Annotated in this window: 18 protein-coding genes; 5 read left to right on the forward strand and 13 right to left on the reverse strand. The window is 42.6% G+C overall.

What is annotated here, in order from left to right:
- Nucleotides 1–118: 118 nt before the first annotated feature.
- From V7K97_RS01235 to V7K97_RS01250, 4 genes are all read right to left on the reverse strand, one after another.
- On the reverse strand, nucleotides 119–325 hold the full coding sequence (locus V7K97_RS01235; RefSeq protein ID WP_334798886.1) for a hypothetical protein: 207 nt from the start codon (nucleotides 323–325) through the stop codon (nucleotides 119–121).
- Nucleotides 326–563: 238 nt separating this feature from the next.
- Nucleotides 564–1,055, reverse strand: a complete 492-nt coding sequence (locus V7K97_RS01240; protein WP_334798925.1) for a hypothetical protein — start codon at nucleotides 1,053–1,055, stop codon at nucleotides 564–566.
- Nucleotides 1,056–1,430: 375 nt separating this feature from the next.
- Nucleotides 1,431–3,572 (reverse strand): pentapeptide repeat-containing protein, encoded by a 2,142-nt coding sequence (locus V7K97_RS01245; RefSeq protein ID WP_334798887.1) that lies wholly within the window; start codon nucleotides 3,570–3,572, stop codon nucleotides 1,431–1,433.
- A gap of 182 nt (nucleotides 3,573–3,754) precedes the next feature.
- Nucleotides 3,755–4,093, reverse strand: a complete 339-nt coding sequence (locus V7K97_RS01250) for a hypothetical protein (protein ID WP_334798888.1) — start codon at nucleotides 4,091–4,093, stop codon at nucleotides 3,755–3,757.
- A 338-nt stretch (nucleotides 4,094–4,431) separates the two neighbouring features.
- Here V7K97_RS01250 and V7K97_RS01255 point away from each other — a divergent pair, with 338 nt between their 5' ends.
- Entirely contained in the window at nucleotides 4,432–4,863 is a 432-nt protein-coding gene (locus V7K97_RS01255) for a hypothetical protein (protein ID WP_334798889.1), read from the forward strand.
- Between the two features lie 379 nt (nucleotides 4,864–5,242).
- On the opposite strand, the gene V7K97_RS01260 is transcribed toward V7K97_RS01255, so the two are convergent.
- From V7K97_RS01260 to petB, 6 genes are all read right to left on the reverse strand, one after another.
- Nucleotides 5,243–5,614 (reverse strand): hypothetical protein, encoded by a 372-nt coding sequence (locus tag V7K97_RS01260; RefSeq protein WP_334798890.1) that lies wholly within the window; start codon nucleotides 5,612–5,614, stop codon nucleotides 5,243–5,245.
- Nucleotides 5,615–5,672: 58 nt separating this feature from the next.
- The gene (locus V7K97_RS01265; RefSeq protein ID WP_334798891.1) at nucleotides 5,673–6,854 is read right to left on the reverse strand and encodes a glycosyltransferase family 4 protein; all 1,182 of its coding nucleotides are present in this window, start codon (nucleotides 6,852–6,854) and stop codon (nucleotides 5,673–5,675) included.
- A gap of 7 nt (nucleotides 6,855–6,861) precedes the next feature.
- Nucleotides 6,862–7,851: a GDP-mannose 4,6-dehydratase gene (locus V7K97_RS01270; protein WP_334798892.1), complete on the reverse strand. Its 990-nt coding sequence runs from the start codon at nucleotides 7,849–7,851 to the stop codon at nucleotides 6,862–6,864.
- A gap of 573 nt (nucleotides 7,852–8,424) precedes the next feature.
- On the reverse strand, nucleotides 8,425–8,868 hold the full coding sequence (locus V7K97_RS01275) for an ATP-binding protein (protein WP_334798893.1): 444 nt from the start codon (nucleotides 8,866–8,868) through the stop codon (nucleotides 8,425–8,427).
- A gap of 312 nt (nucleotides 8,869–9,180) precedes the next feature.
- The gene (gene petD / locus V7K97_RS01280; protein WP_069068452.1) at nucleotides 9,181–9,663 is read right to left on the reverse strand and encodes a cytochrome b6-f complex subunit IV; all 483 of its coding nucleotides are present in this window, start codon (nucleotides 9,661–9,663) and stop codon (nucleotides 9,181–9,183) included.
- A 355-nt stretch (nucleotides 9,664–10,018) separates the two neighbouring features.
- Nucleotides 10,019–10,666, reverse strand: coding sequence for a cytochrome b6 (petB, locus tag V7K97_RS01285; RefSeq protein ID WP_334798894.1), 648 nt, complete (start codon nucleotides 10,664–10,666; stop codon nucleotides 10,019–10,021).
- Nucleotides 10,667–11,070: 404 nt separating this feature from the next.
- On the opposite strand from petB, the gene ctpA reads away from it, so the two are divergent.
- On the forward strand, nucleotides 11,071–12,315 hold the full coding sequence (ctpA, locus tag V7K97_RS01290; RefSeq protein ID WP_334798895.1) for a carboxyl-terminal processing protease CtpA: 1,245 nt from the start codon (nucleotides 11,071–11,073) through the stop codon (nucleotides 12,313–12,315).
- A gap of 196 nt (nucleotides 12,316–12,511) precedes the next feature.
- Nucleotides 12,512–13,177: a gamma subclass chorismate mutase AroQ gene (aroQ, locus tag V7K97_RS01295; RefSeq protein WP_334798896.1), complete on the forward strand. Its 666-nt coding sequence runs from the start codon at nucleotides 12,512–12,514 to the stop codon at nucleotides 13,175–13,177.
- A gap of 229 nt (nucleotides 13,178–13,406) precedes the next feature.
- Here aroQ and V7K97_RS01300 read toward each other — a convergent pair whose 3' ends face one another.
- Nucleotides 13,407–14,138: an MBL fold metallo-hydrolase gene (locus V7K97_RS01300; RefSeq protein WP_334798897.1), complete on the reverse strand. Its 732-nt coding sequence runs from the start codon at nucleotides 14,136–14,138 to the stop codon at nucleotides 13,407–13,409.
- A 310-nt stretch (nucleotides 14,139–14,448) separates the two neighbouring features.
- Here V7K97_RS01300 and V7K97_RS01305 point away from each other — a divergent pair, with 310 nt between their 5' ends.
- Nucleotides 14,449–15,963 carry a site-2 protease family protein gene (locus tag V7K97_RS01305; RefSeq protein WP_334798926.1) on the forward strand — a complete coding sequence of 505 codons (1,515 nt, stop codon included), beginning with the start codon at nucleotides 14,449–14,451 and terminating at the stop codon, nucleotides 15,961–15,963.
- Between the two features lie 41 nt (nucleotides 15,964–16,004).
- Here the strand turns inward: V7K97_RS01305 and V7K97_RS01310 are convergent, their stop codons facing one another.
- Both V7K97_RS01310 and V7K97_RS01315 read right to left on the reverse strand, forming a co-directional pair.
- Nucleotides 16,005–17,879 carry an iron uptake porin gene (locus tag V7K97_RS01310; RefSeq protein ID WP_334798898.1) on the reverse strand — a complete coding sequence of 625 codons (1,875 nt, stop codon included), beginning with the start codon at nucleotides 17,877–17,879 and terminating at the stop codon, nucleotides 16,005–16,007.
- A 632-nt stretch (nucleotides 17,880–18,511) separates the two neighbouring features.
- Entirely contained in the window at nucleotides 18,512–19,021 is a 510-nt protein-coding gene (locus tag V7K97_RS01315; RefSeq protein WP_334798899.1) for a pentapeptide repeat-containing protein, read from the reverse strand.
- A 147-nt stretch (nucleotides 19,022–19,168) separates the two neighbouring features.
- Between V7K97_RS01315 and V7K97_RS01320 the strand changes: the two genes are divergently transcribed.
- Complete coding sequence (locus tag V7K97_RS01320; protein ID WP_334798927.1) at nucleotides 19,169–19,648, forward strand: YraN family protein; 480 nt, start codon at nucleotides 19,169–19,171, stop codon at nucleotides 19,646–19,648.
- Nucleotides 19,649–19,662: the final 14 nt, after the last annotated feature.

The following is a 19,662-nucleotide window of genomic DNA, read 5'->3' on the forward strand; positions in this document are numbered from 1 at the left end:
TTAATACTTAAAAAAGCAGAAAAGCAGACCTTGTGAGAACACCATTGGCATTGACCCAACAACATCTGCCCTTATTCTATTTGAATTTTGATTAAAGTTTGTATGTGTTTGTATGTATTTATAGCCCTTGTCGAGAAACTAGCTTTTCAAAGTGGGCTTGGGTTTGATGGAGTAATTGCTGGCGACTATCTACCAGTGTTTGTTTCAGGGTTGGAACAAGATTGCGAGCTTGCAGAGTCATGTGAAGTTGCAGATTGGCAACATATTCACTGAAATCTTGATTCACTTCATCTGCACTCGCATCCGTTAATAAATTTGATTCCATTGCCACTGTGTTCTCCTGTGTTAATCCTGTGCTGTTTCTCTTTATGACCAAAAACTATCACGTTGTTTGGACTAACTTCTTAATTTGCAATGAAGTTTAACGCTTCTTAGGGATAGCAATGTCTACGATGGGCTATGACGCTCTCTACGAGACGCTAAAAGCGTAGCTTGCTTCCCTGTAAGGGTACGCGGACTCGCTAACGCAACGCTTACGGCGTCGCCAGTCCATTGCCAGTCCATTAAAATCTCAAACCAACACCACCTTGTACAGAGATAGCTGTACCACCGCTATCTCGGTAGGCATCAAAAGCGATGATGGCGTTGCCAAAAAGGACAGTATTGCTATTTGGGATCATATAATCAATGCCCGGTTGTAAAGCAAAACTAATTTTGTCCCCTACAGGAGAAGAATCACCACCACCAGCCAGCACCAATCCAGCACCCAGGTAGGCATCAGCTTGCCAGTTAAGAGGTAAATCGTAAGAAACCGTTGGCACAACTGCCGTATTCCTACCAATTAGCACTTGAGCGCGGAGTGAAATTGGCGCTTCCAGAAGCTTGTAGCGTCCCGCTATCACCCCCCCCAACTGGATACCATCGGTAATCCCAACAGCCGGACCTATACCGATATAACTGCCATAAGCTACTTGAGCTTGTGCTGGTTTCGTAGTCACTAGACTCAAGACCAACCCAGCCCCCAACACTGAAACCAAATATGGAATATACTTCATAATCGACTCCTCACACCATTTAGTCATTAGTCATTAGTCATTAGTCATTAGTCATTAGTCATTGGGAAAGAGGAGGCAGGAGGCAGAAATAAATTTCGGACTTACGCAAGAGTTATTTATGGAATAACGTAGACGCTTCTCTACGAGACGCTACGCGAACGGCTTGCCGCAGGCTACCGCAGAGGCAATAGAGTTGCCAGTGCGCCCTTGCGGTTAAGAGACTTGTTCGCGTAGCGTCTCCCCCTGGGAGAAGCAACTGGCGCGACACAGAGAAATCAGAGTTTGAGAGATATTTTGCATAAGTCCTAAAATTCTTTAATTTTGAATTTTGAATTTTGAATTGATTTCTCCCTCATCTCCCTGCCCCTCCCCATTCTACGGGCAACGGGAATGAATACCTCCTTGAGTACAAATGTATGCTAATTGCTTGGCATCTAGATTTTTGGCTTGAGAAAAATCAACGCCTTGGACTACGGCAGATACTGAGCCTAAATCTGGGGTTTTGACAAATTGATCTGCTGGATCTTGTTTGCCAGGAGCGAGAATTGTCCCCTTAAAATCTGCTCCAGCCACATTTGCCCCTCGTAAATCTGCCTGACTCAGGTCGGCATTTTGCAAGTTAACGTTTTCCATTTGGGCGGAACGCAAAACAGCACCAGCTAGACGAGTAGCACTGAGGTTAGCATTGCTGAGATTAGCATGATCCAAATAGGCTCCTGATAAATCTGCCCCTTGCCAATCAGTATTAGTTAAGTTCGCAAAGGATAATTGCGTTCCGATCGCACTGACGCGTCCTAGACGCGCCGCGTACAAATTGGCTTCGTTCAATTTAGCATCGCCTAAATCGGCTCCAGTCAAACTGGCTCTTTCCAAAACTGCGTTTCGCAGATCGGCTCCTACTAGTTGGGTGCTATTGAGTTTAGCGTCATATAGACGTGCGTTGGATAAGTTGGCTCTGTTGAGAGTAGCGCGGCTCAAATCGGTACGGTTCATCAAGACGCGACTGAGGTTAGCATCAGTCAGATTGGCTTGCTGCAACTGAGCTTGGCTTAAATCAGCCATTACATCGTCGTAAGTATCCCAGCGTCCATCTTCACCTGGACTTCGGAAGCGGCTACCTTTCAAACTAGCTTGGTTAAGATTTGCAGATTTTAACTTAACTCCTGATAAATCAACGTTGTCTAGTACCAAGTTGAAGAATGAACTTCCGGGAGTACCGCTTTGTCCTAATTGGGTGCTACTAAGGTCAACGCCGTTGACTTTACCACTGTAAACAGAGAGAATCTTGTTGATCGTCCTCTGGTTTCTTTGTAACTGCCCTTGCCGTAATTCTCGCTCTTGGCTTGCAGTGCTACCCACAGATTCCAGTTCACCCACCAAAAACTGATTCTTATTTTTTAGTTCCGGGATGGCTTGGGGTCCGACAGTTGTCAAGGCTTGTTGAATCGTATCCAGAAGGCTGGGGTTGGTTTCGCTAACCAATAAATCCGCCAGAAATTTAATGGACTGTGGATCATTAAGACCACCTATAGCCAAAATTGCACTTTGACGTTGCTCATTAGTCGCCCCAGAGTTGGGACTCAATTGTTTGACAAGTTCGAGGAACTGTTGGCTGTTGATTTGGTTAGTTGCTCGCTGAGATTGTTGAACTTGGATATAAACTTGAGTGCCAATTAAAGTTGCCAACACAGCAGTCATACTCGTCAGCCCTACCCCAAACAAAGTCAGATTAGGATTTTGCTGTATTCGCCGCCACAGATTAGGTGAATGGTTGCTTTGATCTGCCGCTAATTCTTCATTTCCCTCTTGCCATTCTTCTGGTTCATAATTACCGCCAGCAGACTGAGCTTGTCTGCTGCTAGTTAATAGTGCATCTATTGTATAAGTGCCTGCAAGTTGATCGTGGAATGCGCGACGCCCTCGGCGCGATGGTAAGCCGATCCCTTCACCCACAATCATTAACAAAGACAAAAATGTGAATAATCCTAAATTGGGAAAAGCAAAGCTGTAGCGCCACAGTAGATAAGCGATGGAAATGGGTACAGTCCAACGCCCAACGCCTTCTCTAATCACAACTGCTCCCAATCCGGGCGGCTTCCCTTGCTCGTTGACAACCCGCACTTTTAACCAACGTTTCGGAATTGTGCTACCAGTCTTAGCTAGTAAATACAATTGCCACCACGAGAGAGTTACAGGCGCTAACAGGGCAATTGTCCACAAAATATTAGTTGGCCATGCGACGTTAACGATGCCATAGCTCACAGGTAGAGCGAGGGGTCTAGCGATCGCTCTTTCTGTTACTACTAGCACGGGGTTAAGGGGCACTCGGTTCACATCGCTTCTAGAATTGGCATAAACACCAACGCCAAAGGGAATCAACCCACTGGCAACTACTAGTGTGATTTCAGCCGCCCAAGCAGCAAAACGCCTACTTGCTAGCAACAGTGACTTAGCTTTTTCCGGTTTTTTTGATTGACCAGATTGATTACTAGTTCTTTTGACAATTGGTGACGTCATCGGATAATTCCCTTTGATATTATTTCTACGCCGCGATCGGCACAATTAAAATAAACTCAGCTAATCAGCAAAAACAAAAGCATATTGAAATAGGATTTAGGAGTCAGAAGTCAGGAGCCTTTTATATTCTGGCTCCTGACTCTCATAACTCCGGGCAGAGTGCCAAGTAAATGCATATCAACTTATTGCTTACGTTGAAAGCTACCAGACACAAAAAATTTGTATCCAACATACACTAACACTGCCAAAAGTGCCAGAGTGATTACAGATGCAACCAGTTTAAACACTGTTTGCAGCATCACCAAGCCTACTAGCACCGTCACACCCGAAACTACCAGCTTTTTTACCCCAGATAAGCTGTTGAACCAAATCTGAAATCGCTCCAGTTGCAAGTTCAAGTTGGCAAAAACAGACTGAGGTGTTTGTTTTTGTGGTTGTGGAACCACCCCAGGTGGGGAATTAATCTCTGCCTCTAGCCGATCGAGGCGACGCTGTAAGTCTTCTTCTGGTTGAGAATTCATTAATCTTTTCTACATGAGGTAGCATACTTATTCAACAATAGACCAACCAAATTCTATTTTTGGTGGTTGTCTTAGTGATTTTAGCTAATGTCTGTGAGTGCAAGAACTTTCTGCACAGGGAAAAATTATGTTTTTTTCTTGCTGCTTTCCAGACATCAATTGTAGAGACGTTGCAATGCAATGTCTTTACATACACCCATCAAACCCTCACAAACAATCCTTAAACAAATGGTATTGCTTTATACGGCACATTTTGGAACCAAGACGGATTGCTGTCGTCTATATAAATCAGACTGTATAACAATATTGCTCTAAAAAAATCTGGAGCATTAATTAAAATGAAGACGCTTAGGCTACTTGCAATTGTTCCCACTGCTTTGGCGATGAGTTTGGTTTTCACTGAGGCTAATTTGGCACAGACACCAACAACCCAAATTAATCGGAATTTCCAACCAGATCCAGTGGTTTTGAAGGGAAAGTCTGGGGGAACTGTCAAAAGTAATTGTGGCAATATCACCACTGAACCTAATCAAGTTATCCAGGTTACAGAGTCACTGCCTTATTTGCGATTAACAGTAGAGAGTCAAGGGAAGCCAACGCTGTTGATTAACGGTCCTGGAGGGCGCTTTTGTGTAATGGCAGATAGCTACTCTGGAGATAAGGCAGAACTTTCTGGTTACTGGCAGCCAGGAAAATACTCGCTATATGTGGGCGAACTATCCCAAGGACAGTATCGCTACAACCTCTCAATCTCGCAAAAAAATAAGTAGTCATTGGGCATTGGGCATCCCTTCTCTACGAGACGCTACGCGTAGCTTGCTTCCACGAAGTGGTACGGCTCCGCTCAGGGCAAGTGGGCATTGGGCGTTGGGCATTCTTCAGAGGTTAAACTGCTATATTGTTTGTGAATAATTAATAGAACTTTAATACTTTATTTCAAGTTTTTCCCAGCATAAATATTTGACTATTTGAGAAAATAACTTTATGTTCAAATGTCAAGAATTAGTCATTAGTCAGTTACTAAGCTGTTACGTATTTAATTTGTATCTGTGATGCGCTCATGTTGCCCGCACTACAATAATTTTACGTTTTCGTGTTATACAATTTAGCTCCACATCAGCTTAATGACTAATGACTAATGACCAATGACTAATCTTCCAGTGATTGGGCTGGAACTTCGACAGCAGTGACATCAATTGTGCCTTCTGGTGTCAAGCGCTGAAAATTACTATTTTGTACTAACAATGACTCTCCACAGTTAGGACACTGCAATTGACTGTTATTTAAACCTGTAAATTGGTATCCACAGACGGGACACTGATCAGCAATCAAGTTGCGTTGCAGCCACCAACGAAAGCCAAAAAAAGCCACAATGGGTGCCAACAACACCAATCCGAAAATAATTAGCAACGAATTAACTAACCAACCCAAGCCCACTGATGCTAGCAACCAAACAACTGCCAGCAGGGTAAGCCAAGGGCGGAGATTTAAAAGATTCAATTGAAATGACTTAAAGCTCATTTTTTAAATTTCGTCCTGCTCTCCTTCTAGGATAGCGATTTTAGTCATTTATCATTAGTTATTTGGACTTGATTACTGAGGATAGAAGCATTTTTTGCAAGTGCTGTTGAAAGGCATCTATGCCAAACAGAGCGATCGCTTGTTCTCGCAGCCAATGTCCATCACATCGCCGATCATCCCCTTGAAGCATTTCTATACAAGCTGCGGCTACAGCATCAGGACTGCGGTGTGGTACTCGCCATCCCAGTTTACCATCTTGCAAAGGGTCAGCAGAGCCATCGTCCTCACCAGATAATACAGGTACTCCACAAGCCATTGCTTCGAGATAAACAATGCCAAAGCCTTCTTGCGAAGGCATAATATAGGCATCAGCAAGGCGGTAATGGAACATTAATTCTTCTGTGGCCACGAAACCAGCAAAGACAACGCGATCGCTCACACCTAAATATGCAGCTAGCTGTGCCAATCGTGGTTGATCATCACCCCGACCAATTACCAAATATTTTACTTCTGGGAAAACTTGAGCGATTTGTGGTAATGCCCGAATCGTCACATCTACACCTTTGTAAATATCCCCTGACCATAACCGCGCTACTGTCATTAATACTTTAGCACCAGTTAAGCCATACTTATCAACTAATTTTGGCTGCTTGGAACCAGGAGTAAATTTATCCCCATCAATTGCACAAGGCATCATCTCTACCATTTTCGGGTTTAGACCATTGGCAACACAAGCGCGATCGCGGCTGTAGCGGCTAATTGTCCAAATTCCAGATGCTGATGTCAGGGCGCGAAGTTCTTGATTTTTCAGTGGTTCCCAGACTTCTTTTCCGTAAGTTAGCACGGTGTAAGGAATTCCCAAGGGACGGCAAAGAGTTTGGATTAATACTGCTAAGTTAATATGACCGCAGAAAACTTGCTGCGGTCGGCTTTGCAATAGACACTTAAGTAAGGCTGCTGCCATTTGCAGTCTCCCCAAATCAGGAGACTGATTTTTAAAGTAATGAAATTTTAAGTTCTCGTCTTCAAAGGGATTTAAGCTATCAGGACTATCTCGGAGCAAAAAGACTTCTGCTTTATAGTCTTGGCTCAATCCCAGATAGGCGCGAAAAATATCTTTTATATATGATTGAATACCGCCTTCGTGGGCAAAAATTTCTAAAAACACGAAGATATGGTTAGTTTTTTTGTTAACTTTATCACCTAATTTGAGGTTTTCTGTCACTGTAATCATACTCATATTAGATTTACACTCGCGGTAAGGGCGCGATCGCACCAGTTTGTAACCGCTCTAAATCTGTTTTTACCATTTTTTCTAAAAGTTGCTCAAAGCTCACTTGGGGTTCCCAGCCGAGGTTTCTTTTCGCTTTACTAGGGTTAGCTACTAGTTGAAAATGCTCATCTTGTCGCAACAAGCTAGTATTTAGGACTACATACTGCGTCCAATCCAATCCGACAGACTCAAAGGCTGTAGCAACTAAATCTCTAACACTATGTAGTTTCCCAGTGCCAATTACATATTCTTCTGGCTGATCAACTTGCAACATCAACCACATCGCTTCTGCGTAATCTCCCGCAAAGCCCCAATCGCGTTTGGCATCTAGATTACCCATTTCTAAGGTGTCAGCTAAACCCAATTTAATCGAGGCGGCTGCTAAAGAAACTTTGCGGGTGACAAACTGAGGTGCGCGCAGAGGAGACTCGTGATTATATAAAATTCCGCTACAGGCAAATAATCCATAGCGCTGTCTGTGATGCACCATCGTCCAGTGGGCGTGCATTTTAGCCGCAGCGTAGGGATTTTTAGGACGAAAAGGGGTTTCTTCATCTTGAGGCGAAATAAATACATCGCCAAACATTTCTGAACTGCTGGCTTGATAAAATCTAGTAGACAAACCAACTTTTCGTACTGCTTCCAAAAGTCTGGTAGCCGTACCAGTGATCAAATCTAGGGTTCCCAATGGATCGTTCCAAGAGTCGGGTACAAAACTGGGAGCCGCTAAATTGTAAATTTCTTGGGGACGCAGTTGTTCAACTGCGGTCAACAGGGCCGCATTATCCCTCAAGTCAACGGTAAAAATTTCTACCTGATTTGCTAGTGTTCCCAATTTTGTTAAATTAGGTTGTCGATGGGGGGGTACTAGTCCGACAACTCGATAACCACGGTTGAGGAGCAAATGGCTGAGATAGTAGCCATCTTGACCAGTAATTCCTGTAATTAGGGCTGTCTTAGTCATAATTTTCTCCCCATTCCTTCTATCTCTTTAACCACTAAATGGCACTTGTTGGAGAACAAAAATTAAGACTCTCAACACTGCTGACAAATCTTAACAAGGGAGCTAGTGTAACTCGAATGCTATCTCTACTATATTCACTAATTCTTTTTATACAAAAATATTCTTTGAGATTTTACAAGAAATCATAATAACTAAGCAATTTTACGTAAAAAATATATTACTCCTATTCAAATAATTTTGAAAAAGGAGTATACTTTTATTAATCAAATCACCATATATTTAAGCAGAGATTGGAAGCCTAAACTGACCTTTTTTTAATTAAAAGTTAAAAATTAAGAATAATATTAATTTTTAATTCATTAATTTGGGGTACAGAACCAACAATGAATCAAAGATTAAGTGGTCTACAAGACGCTTGCGGACTCGCTAACGCTACGCTATCAGTGGTGGGTTCAGAGCCAACAATGATTGCAGTTTTTAATTAATAATTTTTAATTGGAGCGTTCGCGCAGCGTCTCGTAGAGAAGCGACTTGACTTTTCCTGTGGAACACTACAGTGTAGGTAATTCACTTTTACTTTTGTGCTTCTACAGAGTATTTGACGATGAGCAGGCAATTTCTACCATCTGCACCACGTTCGTATACAACACGATCAGCCAACCGCCTCAGGAGAAACCATCCATACCCGCCTACTTGCAGAGTACCTGGGACTGGTTCTGCGATCGCATCAGGATTAAAAGGTTTTCCATAATCCCAAATTCTAATCTCTAGTCGGTCAATCCACAGATAAATGTTAATCTCAATGGTTGTTTCCGGCGGTAAAGCATGATGAGCGTGACGTACAGCGTTGGTAAAGCCTTCTGCTAATGCTAAATTGAGGCGATCAAGTTGGGTTTTTGACCAGCCAAGTTGAGATAAATGTCGCAGACAAAATTGCTCAAACCATTCTTGCACCTGGTTTAAGAGTCTGAGTTCGCTCTTAACCATCAGATGCTCTTGCTGCACTATGCTAAACATTAACTGTGACTTGAATATAAGTAAACCCAAGTTGCTAGTTATGAAATTTTGCGCTCTTCGCAAAATTTCTCTGACATAGAAAAATCTAAATTTACATATTTTGTGTACCAAAATACAAAACATGAGGGATTTTGGCATTTCGAGGGTTGTAACTAGCAACTTACGTTAAGTAAGTGAAAAATGGTTGTATTTGTTGACCATGCCAAGATGCAATCTGAATTATTAAAATTGACGCCTGTTGATTGTTTTCAAAAGCACATCTGCATCTGCTCTTGAAACTTACAGGCGTCAAAGCGCTTTGTGGTGACTAATTTAGAATAGTCCCAAGGTCAAAGATTTATCCAATGGTAAAGCAGCGCCAATACCCAGCCACAGAGTGACAAGGGTACCAAAAAGGAATACTGTGGTCGCAACTGGGCGACGGAAGGGATTTTGGAACTTATTCACGTTCTCAATAAAGGGAACGAGGATTAGCCCAACTGGTACGGAACCCATTGCTAACACTCCTAAAAGTTTATTAGGAAGCGATCGCAAAATTTGGAAGACTGGATACAAATACCACTCCGGCAAAATTTCCAATGGTGTGGCGAAAGGATTTGCTGGTTCGCCGGTCATTGCGGGATCTAGCACGGCTAGAGCCACAATTGCAGCGAAGGAACCCATGATCACAATTGGAAAAACGTAAAGTAGGTCATTAGGCCAAGCGGGTTCACCATAGTAGTTGTGACCCATGCCTTTAGCGAGTTTGGCTCTTAACTGAGGATCGCTCAGGTCAGGTTTTTTTTGTGTTGACATTTTGAAATGTGCTCTCCTGCTTAAGTTAAATTAAAGCATTTATGAAAGCTATCAGCTACTAGGCAACCAGCAGGCGGTAAAAGCGTTTGTCTCTCTACAGTCAGCCGCCTGGAGGCTATCTACAGCTTTAGGCTTCAGATACAAGTGTTTGTTTTTTGGAACTTATGTGCAATCAATTTCTGGTGTTTCATCAGTTTAAAACAAACAACCTCATCTGAAAACTGACATACAGCAGTTTGGAAGTAAATGAGGTAGGTACAAAATGCAGGACTCAAAATCATATATAAAGAGTTTCTACTTCCTGCCTCCTGCCTCCTGCCTCCTGCCATATATTGCCTTTCGCTAATAGCTGAGATTACAAGGGACCGGAAATGCCTTGCTTGCGGATCATCAAGAAGTGAAACAGCATAAAGACTGCAATCAACCAAGGCAGTACAAAGGTGTGTGCGCTGTAGTAACGGGTTAGTGTTGCTTGACCAACACTCGAACCGCCGCGCAGTAGGTCAGAAATCAGAACACCAACCACGGGGATTGCTTCTGGTACACCACTAACGATTTTCACAGCCCAGTAGCCAATTTGATCCCAAGGTAGAGAATAGCCGGTGACTCCAAAGGAAACTGTAATTACAGCGAGGATGACACCACTTATCCAGGTTAATTCGCGGGGCTTTTTGAAACCACCAGTCAGGTAAACCCGGAAGGTGTGCAAAATCATCATCAACACCATCATGCTGGCAGACCAACGATGAATGGAGCGAATTAGCCAACCGAAACTTACTTCATTCATGATGTACTCCACTGAGGAGAAAGCTTCAGTCACAGTTGGCCTGTAGTAGAACGTCATCGCAAATCCAGTGGCAAACTGGATCAGAAAGCAAACCAGGGTAATTCCACCCAGGCAGTAAAAGATATTGACGTGGGGAGGGACGTACTTACTAGTGACATCTTCAGCGATCGCCTGAATTTCTAGGCGTTCCTCAAACCAGTCGGAAACGTTGGCCATACAATCTCAAGTTCCTAAAAGTCAGTTGCGGTTGATAAATCCCGAAGTTCTGAATCGGCAAAAGCCTTCGCTCAGACTTCTCTCCCAATTAGCAAGTTTGGGATTTTAGTAAAGGGGAGTTTTGTTTGCTTGTTAGCTTTTGGCGTGCTAAGAGACTTCAGAAACTTTACACTCTGTAAAGATGGAATATATTGCGATCTCTTTACGCCCCTACACACAAAATGGTGGACACAAAGTAGATTTTATCCTTTGGTGAGTGGATACGATGCATCAGTTGACTGAACAACTTGATGAGAAAAATGCACCACTTCTATAAAAAAAGTAACATAATCGAGAGATAGATTTCATCAACAACAGGGCAATTGGGCATTATCTAGGCAATTTGGGTTGAGGTGGAATTGATAATGGGGTTCATGAACAAACAAGTCTTTCGGGTTGGATTTTCATTGTTAATGGCGTTTTGGTTGGCGTTGGGTACGCTGACACAGCCGGCGCTGGCTTTGACGACGGAACAAAAGCTGGTTTCGGAAGTTTGGCGAATTGTTAATCGCACTTATCTAGATGAGACGTTTAATCATCAAAACTGGGCAGCAGTAAGGCAAAAGGCACTCCAGAAGCAGATCACAGACTCAAATGCTGCTTATACGGCAATTGGGAAGATGCTCAAGAGCCTTGACGATCCTTTTACCCGCTTTTTAGATCCAGAGCAGTACCGCAGCCTACAGGTCAATACTTCTGGGGAACTCACTGGGGTAGGATTACAAATTGCCTTGAATCCTGAGAATGGGAAGTTGGAAGTAGTGGCTCCTATTGCTGGTTCACCAGCAGATAAAGCGGGAATTAGACCACGCGATCGCATTCTCAAAATTGAGGGCGTTTTCACAAAAAATCTCACCCTTGATGAAGCTGCAACTAGAATGCGCGGTCCGAGTGGCAGCCTGGTGACTCTCCTGATTGAACGCGACGGAGAGGCAGAAATGGAAATTAGACTAACGCGCGATCGCATTGCTCTTAACCCTGTGGTCTCAGAATTGCGTGTTTCCCCTGAGGGTACACCTATTGGCTACCTTCGCCTCACACAATTTAATGCCAACGCTTCAACAGAATTGGCACACGCTATTTCTAGTTTAGAAAAAAAAGGCGCTGATGCCTACATTCTGGATTTACGAAATAATCCTGGGGGGTTATTGCAATCAGGAATTGAAATTGCCCGTCTGTGGTTAGACTCCGGGACTATTGTCTACACTGTTAACCGACAAGGCATTCAGGGTAGTTTTACAGCCCTTGGACCAGCCCTAACCAAAGATCCTCTGGTGATTTTGGTGAATCAAGGAACTGCCAGTGCCAGTGAGATTCTCGCCGGCGCACTCCAAGATAACGCTCGCGCCCAGTTGGTAGGCGAAACCACCTTTGGCAAGGGCTTAATTCAATCCTTATTTGAATTATCAGATGGTTCAGGTTTAGCGGTGACAATTGCTAAGTATGAAACTCCTCAACATCGGGATATTAACAAACTAGGTATTAAGCCGGATAAAGTGATTTCCCAACCAGCTATTAACCGTGAACAGATTGGTACCGAAGCGGATCTGCAATATCAAGCAGCAGTGGAACTTTTGGTTAAAAACTCAGTGGTGGCGGGGAAGGCTTAAAAAGTTAGGAGTTAAGAGTTTGCTTTGTTCCCAGTCAGAGACTGGGAATGACCGAATAATTCATGCAACAGCTTTTTGTGCTGAACTTGCTTTTTGTCAGTAATTATGAGATATTTTATCTGAGATTTAAAATACTGTATTCCGAGCAAATTAGTGGAACTTATTGATAGGTAGCAGGGTATATAAACTTTTTGACATGAATTTAAGTTTTTTCAGAAAGCATCCACTGTTGTTTGTCATCATAATTTTCTTTGGGCTTTTTTTCAGTAGTACAGTAATTGCTGCCAACTTAAAATTATATTTTGCAGTTCAGAACTCTGGGTCAGTAAAATCAGCAAATCCTCAAGCTATTGCAATCGCAGATAAACAACTAGTTGTAGATAAATTACTAAAATTGATCCAGCAGCGATTGCTAATTGCACATGATGTCGCTCGGTGGAAATGGAATCATAAACGTCCTATTGAGGATCTAAAGCGCGAACAAGAGTTACTATTAAGGGTTAGACAACAAGCAAAAATCCATAGTCTAGAACCCGATACAGTTGCAGCATTTTTTGAAGCACAAATAGAAGCAGGAAAGCTCATCCAAAAAGTTGATTTTCAAAACTGGCAAAAGCAAGGTATTAAATCTTTTCCTAACGTGCCAGACTTAAATCAAACATTGCGACCATCCTTAGATAAATTAAACACAGAATTTGTCTTTTCTTTAACAAAACTGACTCCTATTCTAGGTTGTCCGCAGATACAGAAATCAATTCAGTCACGTTTTCAGGTGATTATTCAGGGAGATGGTATTGATCAGCAAGTGCAGAGACTAGCAATTTCACCCCTGCTGAAATTTCAAAGTGCTTCTTGCAAATGACCACACTTAAACCTCATCTAAGTTGAGAACCGTAGTTTTCGCCCTTACCCTAAATCCCTCTCCCATCCGCGCTACCTGTAGAGGTAGGGGTCTTAAACCCTTTTATTTACGATAATTAAATTATACCGGAATTTCAATTATAAATTCTGTACCCACACCCAGAACTGAATTAAAACTCAATTTTCCGCGATCGTTAGGGAATTGGGAATTGGTTATTAATTCTTCTCCCCTAAAGGATCTGTATCCGTAGCAAAGTTGGTAAATCCAGAGAGGCGAGGTGTTGATAAGCTTGATCTACAAATCGCTTACCTCTGAGAAAACCTGTATTAGCTCCAGGACAAATATACCGAAGATTTTCTGGTGTAAAACGTTCTAACAATAATTGAAGACTCTGAATTTGCCTTGGCCAGTGAAAGGTTTTTGCTGTCCGTAATGGCACTAATTCCCCCTGCGGGTTAGAGAGTAAATGGCGACCAGAAAACAATATACCTCCAAGTTCACTGTAGTACAGACAAGATGAGCCAGGAGAATGTCCTGGTGTCCAAATCACTTGTGTTACTGCATCAAGAGTAAATTCCTGCCTAAAGGTAGTTACGGTTAAGCCTGGTAATAAATAAGCTTCTTGCTCTTGAATCAGCACCTCGCAGCCAAAGATTTGCTGAATTTCAGCAGTCTTGCCAATCGCGCCTCTATGGGTGATAAATAACCAACGCACGCCTCCATGCGATCGCAAAAAATCTTGATTTGTTTGGTCTATATCTGGGCAATCTATGAGGATATTGCCTTCATTTCTTACAATAAAATAAGAGGTTCCCCCTAATGTGTCCCGATTGGGTGGAAAAGCAAAAATGCTCTCTTGTGCGAAGTCCGATTGCAGAGAACCTCCGCTAAGAACTTCGTTAGGGAACACAGCCCGTGGCGGTTTAGTTATATGACTTGGTTGTTGAGGTAAAGGGCACATGAGCAAAGAACCGAAACTCAAGAGTTGTGGACAATCTGGTTACAGTGTGGAAATTCTCAAGAATTGAAATGGGGAATAGGGATTGGGGACTAGGGACTAGGGACTAGGGACTGGGGAAGATTTGAATGGAGATTGGTACGCCAACCAAATCTTAAAAGAATTTTTTACCCAGTACCCAGTACCCAGTCCCCAATACCCAGCACCCTGTTAACCGTTGTGAAAAAAATTGGGATTTGAGGACTGCCTTATAGCTAATGCTATGGTGCTGAAGCTACTGGCGGGGCGTTTTGTCAAAATTACTGAAGATAACATGGCATTTTGGTTTCTGTTTATTCTCCTGCTGGGGCTAGCTACTTATCTAATGGTGCAGCGCAGCGTCGCTCACATCACCCGAACACCAGTCTGGTTGTTGTGGCTGGTTTTAATGACACCAGCATTTCTGTTGAGTGGATGGACGCTGATGTCCGGGGCGAAACAACCGCCGCCGCCAGCACCGATCATCTGGTCGATATTTGTTTGTACAGTGTTGTACTGGCTGTTATTTCAATGGGGGCGTGAAGTACCAAGAGATACACAGACCCAAGCCCAAGCCTCAGAATCACAACCGACTATCCAGCCTACCCCAGAACCAATAGTGCGTCCCATTGAACCAACGGAAGAAACCCTACTGCGAAATTGTTTTCCTTGGTCTGTATATTATGTTCAAAATATTGAGTATCGACCCCAATCTGTGATTTGTCGTGGTCAGTTGCGAACTACAGCCAGCAATGCTTATCAGCAAATTAAGACTAATATTGAAGCACAATTTGGCGATCGCTTCTTGCTGATTTTTCAAGAAGGTTTAGATGACAAACCTTTCTTTGTGTTGGTTCCCAACGCTCAAGCTGCTAAAGACAAAAATACACCACGACGCGACCAGGAAAAGTTAACTCGACCAGGATTAGCGCTTCTACTGCTTGCAGCTACTTTGGTAACTACTACCTTGGTAGGTATGGAAATTGCTGGTGTTTCTCTACCGCCGATCTGGAAAATTGACTCTTTGTTCAAAGTTCTATCTAACCCAGATGTCCTATTCAAGGGATTACCTTATGCCTTAGGACTGATGACTATTTTGGGCATTCATGAACTTGGGCATTATTTGACGGCTAAATTCTACAATATTCGCTCGACTTTGCCTTACTTTATTCCCGTGCCTTTTTTCTTGGGAACTTTTGGCGCATTTATTCAGATGCGTAGTCCGATTCCCAACCGCAAAGCTTTATTTGATATTAGTATCGCTGGGCCAATTGCAGGTTTTGTTGTTACCTTACCCTTAATAATATGGGGCTTGGCTCATTCTGATGTGGTTGCCCTAACTGAAAAAACCCGAGTTTTGAATCCTGATGCCCTTAATCCCAAGTATTCCATCTTAGTGGCGCTACTCTCGAAGTTAGCTTTAGGAAGTCTGTTAACCACAAAATCAGCCATTGACCTGCATCCAGTTGCAGTCGCAGGTTTTCTGGGATTAATTGTCACAGCTTTAAATTTAATGCCTGTGGGACAACTAGATGGAGGTCATATTGTTCATGCAATGTTTGGACAACGAACTGCAATGATCATTGGTCAAATTGCCCGCCTACTGTTGTTATTACTGGCTTTAGTTCGGGAAGAATTTTTGGTGTGGGCGATTATCTTGTTATTTATGCCATTGGTTGACGAACCGGCGCTGAATGATGTGACTGACTTGGATAACGGACGTGATATTTGGGGGTTAATGGCAATGGCTTTGTTGATTATAATTGTTTTGCCATTACCTGTGGCGATCGCTAACTTTTTGCAAATTTAACAAAATAACCCCTACTTTCTATTGCCCACTTCCCCTTTTTGTTAAAACGTAAAAGTAGTACGAAGTACACCTACAGTTGTGGTTTCGTTTCTGCTGTCACCTTCTGGGTTAAACAGAATAAAGGCACCAGGAGTGATGCTGATATTGTCGCTGACTTTAACGCGATAATACCCTTCTAAATGGTAAGGAGTCGCTCGATTGTCACCAAGTTGAGCTGAACCACTAGCATCAGTACGGTAAAGCGGTTGGCCAAAAATAATCCCCGCATTGTTCCCTGACTTAAGTAAATCTCGGAAGTGAACTCCCACCATCCAACTTGTAAAGGTGGTGGAAGCATTGACGCTACTAGAAGAAGCATCAACAAACAAGGCGGCACCATAACCAGACAAGGCTATCTTGGGAGACAATCGCCATGTTACCGTACTCCCAACGGAGTTGAGCACCACTGGTGTCCCAGCCGCAACCCCTGGTAAAGCACCGATATCATCACTAACTAATCCTGTACCCAAAATATTGATTTCGTGATAACTGTGGGCATAATTGAGACCAATATCAAGATCGCGATTTGGCTTCAAGGTTAACTGTGCAGCTACAACACTACTACCACTAAACAAACCTGCACCCAAAGGTGTAGTAGAAACTCCTGGTAATGCCTCAGTCGCAGATTTTTGGGGTAAATTAGCATTTACACTGCCGTATAAAGCTCTTAAATCCAAACTTGGCGAAATGTTAAAAATAAATCCCCCCGCCGATGCTAAACCAGTACCCGAAGTTCCACCAGAAACCCGTAGCACAGGATTCAAGTCGCCAAAACGAGAAATTGACTCTTGTCCTTCACCATAAAAAGGTGTAATGGCTGGGAAAGCATCTGATGTTTCCGCCGCAGTTCCCGCAAACAAGGTTAATTTATTAGCGACGGGAAAGATATACAGTAATTTGTAAAGCTGAACACTGTTTGCACCAACACTCGACAAAGTATTGACATTTAACCCCGGAAATTGCGGCTCAAAACTGGTACGTGCGCTACTCGCACTTAAAAGCGGCGCAGCTAATCCTAAACTTTCTTGCAGGCTACCTTGTCCATTGGCTCCACCCAAAAAGTTATAAGCTTGCAATCCAGTAATTAATAAATCTTTACCAGTAAAGCTAGTGGTGAGATTTAACCGCACTCTATTTACTAGCATGATGTTCGGGTCGCTCTTATTAGGAGCGCCACCGGTAGCACCAATACCAGCCATAATTACTTCACCATTGAGTTTGGTAGTAGTAGAAAACTGATTTGCTTCTAGTTTTGCTGTGCGCTCTTCTACAGCATCTACTCGACCCCGTAATGTTACCAATTCCGCAGCAAATTGTTCTTGCAGTTTCTGCAACGTGGCTAAATCCTCTTTTTTGACCAAATCAACAGTTGCAGTCGCAATTAGTTCATTGATTCGAGATAAACAAGCATTTAAGCCAGCTGCAAATTCATAGCGAGTCATCGCCCGATTACCGCGATAAGTTTCATTGGGATAACCTGCGATACAACCATAGCGCTCAACCAAAGATTGTAGTGCTTGAAAAGCCCAATCTGTCGGCTGTACATCAGACAATTGGGATACGGATGTTACTTGTGCAAGTTTGTCTGATGGTTGAGATGAGTTTGCAGATTGGGGTGTGATTGTCTGTAAAGAATTATTAGCAGAATCCACCCCTAAATCTTTTTGGCTTTTATTAGCTATCGGTAATTCATCAGAAATAGCATTGGCTAAATCGCCTTTATGAAAATCAACTTTTTGATGGCTATCAACATCTTGAGAAATTGCTACATTTTTATTTTCAATCTCTAAATTAGGCAAAGCTTGTACTGGTGATAAGCCAGCAATTAACCATAAAAAGCCCACTCCCCCAGCAGAAGCTAGTAGATATTTTGCCATGACAATAACTCCCAATCTATATATGAAATGGTGACAAACTTGATTGCGATATTTCAATGGTATTGATAAGTAAATTTAAAGTATCTTCAGCAAGATAGTCTTGTTAACTTTAAAATTTGTATATCAGAAAATTTCTTCCTGATTTGACTTACCAAAGCAGAAGTTGATATCGCAAGTATTAAATTATAGTAAATACTATTTCTGCAAAGAATTAACAATTAGTACTATTGATAATTCTAATAATTACTATTGACAAAAGAATAATTAGATTAGTGTGCTTTTATGGTATCGAATATAAGATAAACAGTTAGGATAAGTAGAAAATCAAGTTATTGAAAGGTGCGATCGCCCAAGATGCACAAAGATATATTATTAAGTAAGGACTATAGGAATATGATTTGATTTCTGAAAAAATCTAAGTAGTATGTAGGGTGTGTTATGGCGTAGCCTAACGCACCCAAAAGTTGAAGGTGGTGCGTTAGCCTTTGGCGTAACGCAACGCCAGTTCGCTCAAGTCGGGAAACCCGCCCACACGACTGGCTCCCCTACGTATATTTCAATAATCAAATATGAGTCCTATAGGAGACAAGGAGAATAACCATGCCCCATGCCCAATACCCAGGTAGAATATACTAAGGACAAAACAACGTGTCACGGGTATCTCGTCCTGTAATAGGATTAGTCCCTTTGGCAAGTTTGCACAATTTTTTTTGCTCATCGGGACGCAGCAGCGTATCGGTAAAATCTGCCCCATCAATGATTGCACCATCAAATCTGGCATTAGCAGCAAAGGCACCCTCCAACAGTGCATTTGTCAAATTTGCTCTGACTAAACGGGCTGAGTCTAAAGTGGCATTTCTCAAGTCAGAACCCTCCAAATTTGCAGACTCCAAATTTGCGGCAAAGAAGCTGACACCGTTCAAATTAGCATGGCTGAAGTTGCTCTGGCGAAGATTAGCTTTGGTAAAGCTGGAGTCTGTTAAATCACGTCCTGAGAAATCAGCCTCAACCAAAATTTCTTTATTATATTCCAGTGCCAAAGCTGTCGGAGCAAAACCGACGGTTGCGGTGATGCCAACTATTCCCCACAGCAATAAGCTGAGTATCGTTGCCCAAATTCGGGCGCTTAACTTAGAATTCATGCTATTTTTAGCCAATGGCGAACCCTCCTCCATCTCATTATCCTTGAGTCGGAGATGTTAGCGCAAAAATCAGTTAAAAATATTTTGATGAATACTAATTCAAGCTCATCCGACGATGTGAATGTTGCCTATAATACTAAAGTTTATATGCATTATCAAGATATTGGTGAATTAGGAGAAGACCTAGTAGCCCAATGGTTGCAATCTACAGGTTGGATAATTCTCCATCGTCGCTTTTCTAGTCGCTGGGGAGAAATCGATATTATTGCTGAATATGATGGACGAACTGGGGAAAAACACCTTACTCAGCACTCATTATTAGCATTTGTTGAAGTCAAAACCCGCAGTTCAGGTAGTTGGGATGCAGGGGGAAGAAGCGCAATCACCCCACAAAAGCAAGCAAAAATCTGCCGCACAGCTGGAATATTCTTAGCCCAGTACCCTGAAAAGGCAGATTATTCTTGTAGATTTGATGTTGCTATTGTCTACTGCCAAAAAATATCCCGAAATCTGACTGGGGTTACAGCCAACCAGGAAGGTCTAGCTACTTCATCAGTACCCGGATATAAGTTGAAGCTGCAAGAATACATTCTGGCAGCTTTCGACTCTTTAATTGATAATGGTTAATCGGTAATGGATCA

Source organism: Nostoc sp. (genome assembly GCF_036917815.1).
In the GTDB taxonomy this organism is placed as follows: domain Bacteria; phylum Cyanobacteriota; class Cyanobacteriia; order Cyanobacteriales; family Nostocaceae; genus Nostoc.

Coding starts and splice junctions, on each gene's coding strand:
- ctpA (WP_334798895.1), top strand. CDS start 11,071: ATGGGGTTCATGAACAAACAAGTCTTTCGGGTTGGATTTTCATTGTTA.
- V7K97_RS01310 (WP_334798898.1), bottom strand. CDS start 17,879: ATGGCAAAATATCTACTAGCTTCTGCTGGGGGAGTGGGCTTTTTATGG.
- V7K97_RS01255 (WP_334798889.1), top strand. CDS start 4,432: ATGAAGACGCTTAGGCTACTTGCAATTGTTCCCACTGCTTTGGCGATG.
- aroQ (WP_334798896.1), top strand. CDS start 12,512: ATGAATTTAAGTTTTTTCAGAAAGCATCCACTGTTGTTTGTCATCATA.
- V7K97_RS01300 (WP_334798897.1), bottom strand. CDS start 14,138: ATGTGCCCTTTACCTCAACAACCAAGTCATATAACTAAACCGCCACGG.
- V7K97_RS01260 (WP_334798890.1), bottom strand. CDS start 5,614: ATGAGCTTTAAGTCATTTCAATTGAATCTTTTAAATCTCCGCCCTTGG.
- V7K97_RS01275 (WP_334798893.1), bottom strand. CDS start 8,868: ATGTTTAGCATAGTGCAGCAAGAGCATCTGATGGTTAAGAGCGAACTC.
- V7K97_RS01235 (WP_334798886.1), bottom strand. CDS start 325: ATGGAATCAAATTTATTAACGGATGCGAGTGCAGATGAAGTGAATCAA.
- V7K97_RS01305 (WP_334798926.1), top strand. CDS start 14,449: ATGGCATTTTGGTTTCTGTTTATTCTCCTGCTGGGGCTAGCTACTTAT.
- V7K97_RS01315 (WP_334798899.1), bottom strand. CDS start 19,021: ATGAATTCTAAGTTAAGCGCCCGAATTTGGGCAACGATACTCAGCTTA.
- V7K97_RS01265 (WP_334798891.1), bottom strand. CDS start 6,854: ATGAGTATGATTACAGTGACAGAAAACCTCAAATTAGGTGATAAAGTT.
- V7K97_RS01270 (WP_334798892.1), bottom strand. CDS start 7,851: ATGACTAAGACAGCCCTAATTACAGGAATTACTGGTCAAGATGGCTAC.
- V7K97_RS01320 (WP_334798927.1), top strand. CDS start 19,169: ATGCATTATCAAGATATTGGTGAATTAGGAGAAGACCTAGTAGCCCAA.
- petB (WP_334798894.1), bottom strand. CDS start 10,666: ATGGCCAACGTTTCCGACTGGTTTGAGGAACGCCTAGAAATTCAGGCG.
- V7K97_RS01250 (WP_334798888.1), bottom strand. CDS start 4,093: ATGAATTCTCAACCAGAAGAAGACTTACAGCGTCGCCTCGATCGGCTA.
- petD (WP_069068452.1), bottom strand. CDS start 9,663: ATGTCAACACAAAAAAAACCTGACCTGAGCGATCCTCAGTTAAGAGCC.
- V7K97_RS01240 (WP_334798925.1), bottom strand. CDS start 1,055: ATGAAGTATATTCCATATTTGGTTTCAGTGTTGGGGGCTGGGTTGGTC.
- V7K97_RS01245 (WP_334798887.1), bottom strand. CDS start 3,572: ATGACGTCACCAATTGTCAAAAGAACTAGTAATCAATCTGGTCAATCA.